The 6361-nt window shown below is 40.8% G+C and carries 9 protein-coding genes; all 9 read right to left on the reverse strand.

Annotated features, from left to right (window positions below):
- Positions 1–15: 15 nt before the first annotated feature.
- The 9 genes from ACKGJO_RS09605 to ACKGJO_RS09645 all read right to left on the reverse strand — a co-directional run bounded on the left by ACKGJO_RS09605 (position 16) and on the right by ACKGJO_RS09645 (position 6323).
- Entirely contained in the window at positions 16–1047 is a 1032-nt protein-coding gene (locus ACKGJO_RS09605; protein WP_411323206.1) for a dipeptide epimerase, read from the reverse strand.
- Positions 1034–1855, reverse strand: coding sequence for a phosphatidate cytidylyltransferase (locus tag ACKGJO_RS09610; protein ID WP_411323207.1), 822 nt, complete (start codon positions 1853–1855; stop codon positions 1034–1036). The genes ACKGJO_RS09605 and ACKGJO_RS09610 overlap by 14 nt, the downstream gene beginning before the upstream one ends.
- A 3-nt stretch (positions 1856–1858) precedes the next feature.
- Positions 1859–2152: a hypothetical protein gene (locus tag ACKGJO_RS09615; protein ID WP_411323208.1), complete on the reverse strand. Its 294-nt coding sequence runs from the start codon at positions 2150–2152 to the stop codon at positions 1859–1861.
- The gene (locus tag ACKGJO_RS09620; RefSeq protein WP_411323209.1) at positions 2149–3093 is read right to left on the reverse strand and encodes a CPBP family intramembrane glutamic endopeptidase; all 945 of its coding nucleotides are present in this window, start codon (positions 3091–3093) and stop codon (positions 2149–2151) included. Before ACKGJO_RS09620 ends, ACKGJO_RS09615 begins: the two co-directional genes overlap by 4 nt.
- A 9-nt stretch (positions 3094–3102) precedes the next feature.
- Positions 3103–3660, reverse strand: a complete 558-nt coding sequence (locus ACKGJO_RS09625; RefSeq protein WP_411323210.1) for a DUF4199 domain-containing protein — start codon at positions 3658–3660, stop codon at positions 3103–3105.
- A complete protein-coding gene (locus ACKGJO_RS09630) occupies positions 3653–4129 on the reverse strand; it encodes a DUF2085 domain-containing protein (RefSeq protein WP_411323211.1) in 477 nt (158 codons plus the stop codon). The genes ACKGJO_RS09625 and ACKGJO_RS09630 overlap by 8 nt, the downstream gene beginning before the upstream one ends.
- A gap of 11 nt (positions 4130–4140) precedes the next feature.
- Positions 4141–4563, reverse strand: coding sequence for an acyl-CoA thioesterase (locus ACKGJO_RS09635; protein ID WP_411323212.1), 423 nt, complete (start codon positions 4561–4563; stop codon positions 4141–4143).
- Between the two features lie 3 nt (positions 4564–4566).
- Complete coding sequence (locus tag ACKGJO_RS09640) at positions 4567–5523, reverse strand: acetyl-CoA carboxylase carboxyltransferase subunit alpha (RefSeq protein ID WP_411323213.1); 957 nt, start codon at positions 5521–5523, stop codon at positions 4567–4569.
- A 68-nt stretch (positions 5524–5591) separates the two neighbouring features.
- A complete protein-coding gene (locus ACKGJO_RS09645) occupies positions 5592–6323 on the reverse strand; it encodes a polyprenol monophosphomannose synthase (RefSeq protein ID WP_411323214.1) in 732 nt (243 codons plus the stop codon).
- Between the last annotated feature and the right edge of the window lie 38 nt (positions 6324–6361).

The following is a 6361-nucleotide window of genomic DNA, read 5'->3' on the forward strand; positions in this document are numbered from 1 at the left end:
CCACATTTCATCTTCTTAGCATTCACATTCAACTCCAAATCCGGGACCATCAGATAAAACGACCCTCATATAATCATCTATAATCAAACCTTTACAAACATCATTAGATATCAATAAATGCCCGTCAAGGTCAACATAATCCGCATCCAGACCTAATAATGCCCCGGCTGCATTAGCAAGCGAACTTTCGATCATACAACCGATCATGACCTTTAAACCTAATTGTTTAGCCTCCTTTATGACCAGCCTTGCCTCATTCAGGCTACCCATCTTCATCAGTTTAATATTTATGACATCAAAAGCTGCAGCGATTTCTTTCAGATTCTCGGTGCCAGTAAAACTTTCATCAGCAGCTAATGGCAATACCGACCATTGTTTTAACTCTTTCATCAACTCAAGTTCTGAGGCAGGCATAGGTTGTTCGATCAATTCCACATTTTGTGATTCAAGAAACTTAATTTCTTGCTTAGCCTTCTCCAATGTAACCCAGCCTTCATTTGCATCTACCCGCAGCGGCTTATCCGTTATCTCTCGAATAGCCTTAATAATGTCATGATCATTCTCAGTTCCCAATTTGATCTTATACACGGGATACCTATCAGCTGCCCTCACTTTTTGCTGCATCTTTTCAATAGAATCTATCCCAATGGTGTACGAAGAAACTGGACAAACTGGAGAGTGATAACCCCACAATTTCCATAAAGGTCTGGATCTGGATTTTGCCCACCAATCTAACCAAGCCATTTCAACAGCCGCCCTTGCTGAAAAGATATCTAATAGTTTCAGGCTATCTAGTTTTGGTTTGATTTCGGAAACATCTGTCAGAGCATCAAAAAAGTCATTGGGCAAGGATTCAAAGAAATTGACGACCTTTTCATCAGTTTCCCCATATCGAGTGTTAGGACCAGCTTCACCATATCCGGTTATTCCATCTTTGGTGATCTTTAGAAAAACGTTTTGCACCTCAGATTTTGACCCTCGTGCAATAGTGAATACCTCTTTTAATTTAAGCGGTATTACTTCCCACGAAACTTCAAAATGTAACATAGTCAAAGTCCTGAATGAGCTTTATATAAACATAAACTGCCGGAGCAGCTAGAATAACTGCATCAAATCGATCGAAAAATCCGCCATGCCCCGGAAGCAGATTAGATGAGTCTTTTACACCCGCTTTCCTTTTTATCTTACTTTCGATCAAGTCTCCAAAAGGACCAAAAGTCCCCACCAAAAGCACCAGCGGCAATGCCAACGTAAGAGTAAGTGCAGTTTCGATCGGGATGGTTTTCAATGCGATCAACAATCCAACAAAACATCCCAGGTATCCAAAGAAAAATCCTTCCCATGTCTTATTGGGACTTATAGTTGGTGCCAGTTTATTTTTGCCAAAATTCTTACCTCCAAAGTAAGCGAATACATCCCCACCCCAGATCATTAACATAGTAGCGATCGTAAGCACGAAACCTGTCTCATTTGAGCCGGTATCACGTATCAGCATCAGGCTTAACAAACCGAGAGGTGCATAAAGTCCTGCAAAGAATGAACTGCTTAACTGACTGATGCTATCCTCATTGTCTCGGAACGTTTGTACTGCAACAAAGAGAAGAAAGATACTTAAACCGATCTCGAAAACATATGGTAACACCGGATAAAGCATGACCCACAAGCCTATCGTGTACGGAAAATATTGATCGGTTGGCTGCCCTGCCCCATCCATTAATCTCATGACTTCCTGCTGTATGAAGTATCCGATCAAAATGACAAATATCTTAAAGTACCAACCGCCGATCCACGTAAGATATATGAACAGGATTGCTGCCGGAACTGCGAACAGTATACGTTTGGCAAGTTCACTCAAACCTTACTCCTCTGAGTCATTTTCTGGATTAAAATCCGCACTTTCCTTTTCAAGATCCTTTAAAGCTTTTACCGCTTTATCTTTGTATTCTAATGGTACATACAAATAAACCAAAGCCATTTCACCCACCGTCAAACTATAGGCTGAATCTCTTTTAGAGAGGATATTTGACGGAATTTTAAGGTTTGACAAATAGTTTTTGGCCATTTCCACTTCAAGGTCAGTGCTTGCTTCCATCACACAAACCCAGTTATCAATATCATTCGGTTTAGGGGATTCAGAAAAAAAACCCATCATTCAGCTCCTTTTATTTTTATCTGATGTAGGTAGTATAATAAAAATGTTGTAGCTGCCACGCTTATGACCACCAAAAAGATCGGTATATCCATTTCGGGTGATATCTTTTGATCCAGCATCTCAGGGTAATAACTACTGGCGATCACCTGTCCACCGTTATTCACAAAATGAGCTACCATAGCCGGAATCAAACTATCAGATACATAGGTAAGATAAGCCAGGAAAACCCCTAGTGTTGCAAGGGGAATAAAATTGGATATTTGTAAGTGATAAGCGCCAAACAAGGCCCCCGAAATCAAAATTGCAGCGATAATTCCCCAGCTTTTTTCCAGTGCGCGCTGTACATATCCCCGATACATGATCTCTTCGCAGATAGCAGGAACAAAACCAATATGGATTACTCCAAGAATAAGTGCATTATCTGATTTCAGAAAAGTGGTTATCATTTCTGCCATGGTTTCCTGCATTTCAGCCATCACATCAGGAACCGGCACAAACGAATTCAGCCATCCTAAAAATAGAATAGTCGGCTGAGCCACTACAAATAAGATGGCCCCTACAATTGTTACATGCCATACGTTGGCTGAAAGTTTTAAGCGCAGAAACTCCAGCCTTTTCCCCTTTACAGCATGCAATTTTACCAATAACATGGTAGCCAATGCCATAATAAAGATCTGACCCGATGAATTAGCCAAGAAAAGAATATCAAAGTTGGAGGAAAGTTCCTGCATCATCGATTCAGGATCCAGGTTTTCTGAAGTTAGAAGTATTCCTGCAACACCAACAATAGCGCCCACTATATTAAAGGCTATAAGGGCGATCAATACCCATCCAAATGCCACGGCCCAATGGGCAAAGCCATTCCTCTCTACCCACGGTATATTATGCTGAATATTCGGATTTTCCTTAGTATCAGGGTCTGAACTTAAATTTTGTTCCATCAAATTTATTTAATCTTCGGAGGCAAATATTTTCGCCCCAACCATTCCTGTTAGCGCGTTCACAATTCCAAGTATCACAGCATTTGTCAGTAATCCTGTAACAATTCCACTTAATGATTGTTGTTGCTCTCTGGTTTGCTGCATAGTGTCGATAGTATCGTTTAACTGCGCCTGTGGTAAACCCACCTGCTCCATTGAATAGATCATATTTTCATAAAAGTTTTCCATCAGAGCAGGATCTATCATCATCCAGAGTTGACTTATCAGCGTTGCAAATATTGCAGCAATCGCACCGGTTAATAAACCAATCATGGCTCCCTGCCCTATTGAAAAAGTTATATCATAGGTTTTAGCATAATGTCTTGTAGAAATTAAACCACCCACTAACCCCAAAAGGCAGGTCAATGGCAATGTTAGTCCTGAAACCACCATTAGTGTCATTGATGGTTCAGCCCCTGCTACGTAGTACATGAGAATGATACCGAGCCCACCGGTTATAAGAGCGACCGTAAGTGCCCCGATCAGAACCGAGTTCCAGTAACTTGGTGCATTTTGTTCATTATCCATATTCGATCCGTTTTTTGTGTGAGAAAAATTCATCGTTAAAAAGTACCGCCACTGATAATCCGAGTAATGTCCCTAACACCAACCTTGTAGTAAGTGTATTCGACCACATCTCGAAAAAGTTACCTGTTACGTCAACCAAATTTAAAATAATAAGTCCAATTAACCAGCCAATTCTAGTTTTGTGGGAAATACTTACTTTTGAGAAAATAGGCAAAGCTAACCAACCCACCACAAAAGCACCGTAAATACCAATACAGCGACTGCAAACCGCCATTGGAACGCCTGCTATATGATAAGAACGGTCCGGCATTTGATGGCACAAAAGATCAAATCCTTTGTACTGCCAGCTAAAAAGATGAGAATATTCGCTGCCGTAAAGTCCCGGTCCCAAAGCCAGTACGAATAATAATACGGATGCTCCTGTAACAGAAAGATAAAGCCCTCCGTTTTGGGTGTGAGTTTTATTCACAGTCAATTAAATTAAGTGATGCTGTTAATAAAACTTTCCGGAGCCCTGCATGGTCGGCGGGTTTCTGCATTCATAAAGCAAAGGGATACCTCGCCATAAATATGCACATCATCAGTGGCCGACGTAGTTACCTCATAGAAAGTTTGAAGACGAACCGCCGGTGTATCAAATACCATAACTTTTATCTTCATTTTTTCATCGTATAGGATCGGCATCTTATACTCGATCTCTGTGTGAATTACAGGAAGCATGACACCTGACTCTTCCAGCTCCCGGTATGAAAGACCATAAGAGCGGATCATTTCAGTACGTGCCACTTCAAAGTACTCCAGATACCGGCCATAATACACATAACCCATTCTATCAGTCTCGCCATAGCGACTTCTGAGTTCATGTTTGTATTCAATGATGGGAGGCTTATCAGGAAATTTCACGGGTCACTTCACCGTTTTCCACTCACCCATGCTTGCATACTTCTCAATACGCTGCTCGATAAGCTTTTCCGGTTTCAGTTTTTTCAATCGCTTCAGGCTTTTTAGTATCTGCTGCTTTACTTCGTCAGCTGCCGCGTCGTGGTCACGATGTGCACCACCTAGAGGCTCAGGAATAACACCATCTATGACCTTGAGATCTTTTAGATCAGGTGCCGTTAATTTAAGTACGGCAGCGGCTTGCTCTTTATAGTCCCATGTTTTCCAGAGAATGGATGAGCAAGACTCGGGAGAGATCACTGAGTACCAGGTATTTTCCATCATATAAACTTCATTTCCCATACCGATACCAATTGCTCCACCGCTGGCTCCTTCACCGATAACAATTGTGATAAAAGGCACTTTAAGCATAGCCATCATCTTGAGGTTTTTAGCAATAGCTTCAGCCTGTCCTCTTTCTTCAGCTTCCAATCCCGGGAAAGCCCCTGGAGTGTCGAGTAAAGTTATAATAGGAATATCAAATTTTTCAGCCAGCTTCATCAACCGATAAGCTTTTCGATATCCTTCAGGGTTGGCCATTCCAAAATTACGATACTTACGACTATTTGTATCACGCCCTTTTTGGTGACCAATGATCATCACAGACTGTCCTTCAACTGTTGCAAAACCACCTACAATGGCTTTGTCATCAGAATGATAGCGATCACCATGTAACTCCACAAAATTTTCAGTCACCTTGTAGATATAATCCAGTGTATAAGGACGATCCGGGTGTCGAGCCAATTGAACCCTTTGCCATCTTGTTAGATTTTCAAAAATGGATGACCGGAGTTTGGAAACTCTCTTATTAAGACTTTCAATTTCTTTATCAAGTACACCATCACTAACGTTTGAGAGTTTTTTCAACTCTTCTATCTTATTTTCTAGTTCAGCAATGGGCTGTTCAAAATCTAAATATTGCATAGCTGCTTTTAATGATTAATCACTGTTAATATACATAATCTTATGTAGAGGTGAGAATTCAGAATTAATCAAAGTCTTCCGAAAATACTTTTTAATTTTAGGGACCACACTCTCCAAATTGCCTCTCTTACAATGGCCTTAGACATTTTTGAGACTCCCTCCTGACGTTCTCTGAAAACAATAGAGACCTCTTTCAGTTTAAAACCGGCTTTCCAGGCCCTAAAGTGAAGTTCTATCTGAAATGCATACCCATTTGACTTTATTCGATCGATAGAAATATTTTCAAGCACTTTTCGATGAATACATTTAAACCCGGCAGTTGTATCAAAGATCGGTAACCCTGTTATGGTTCGAGCATATATATTGGCCGCATAAGAAAGTATCAACCTGCTAAGTGGCCAATTTATGATACTGATGCCGTTCGCATATCTTGACCCAACAGCAACATCGGTATTGCCTGACCGAACCTCGTCAATAAGCCTGTCAACATCATCCGGATCATGTGAAAAGTCTGCATCCATCTCACACACATATGAATAACCTTTACTAAGTGCGTATCTGAAACCGCGGACGTATGCAGTTCCCAGGCCCAGTTTTCCTTCTCTTTCAATAATTTGTATTCGGTCAGGGTACTTTTCTATTGACTTACGAACATGATCAGCGGTCCCATCCGGAGAACCATCATCAATTACAAGTACGTCCACACGGGTTTTCAGGTCCATTAAGCGGTCAATTAGCCGCTCAATGTTATGAGATTCGTTATATGTTGGTACAATAATCAATGATTCATTTTTCATCATTTACTATCCCTTCCTTTTATTAAGGTCATAATTGTATT

Source organism: Gracilimonas qinghaiensis (assembly GCF_046602855.1).
GTDB lineage: Bacteria > Bacteroidota > Rhodothermia > Balneolales > Balneolaceae > Gracilimonas.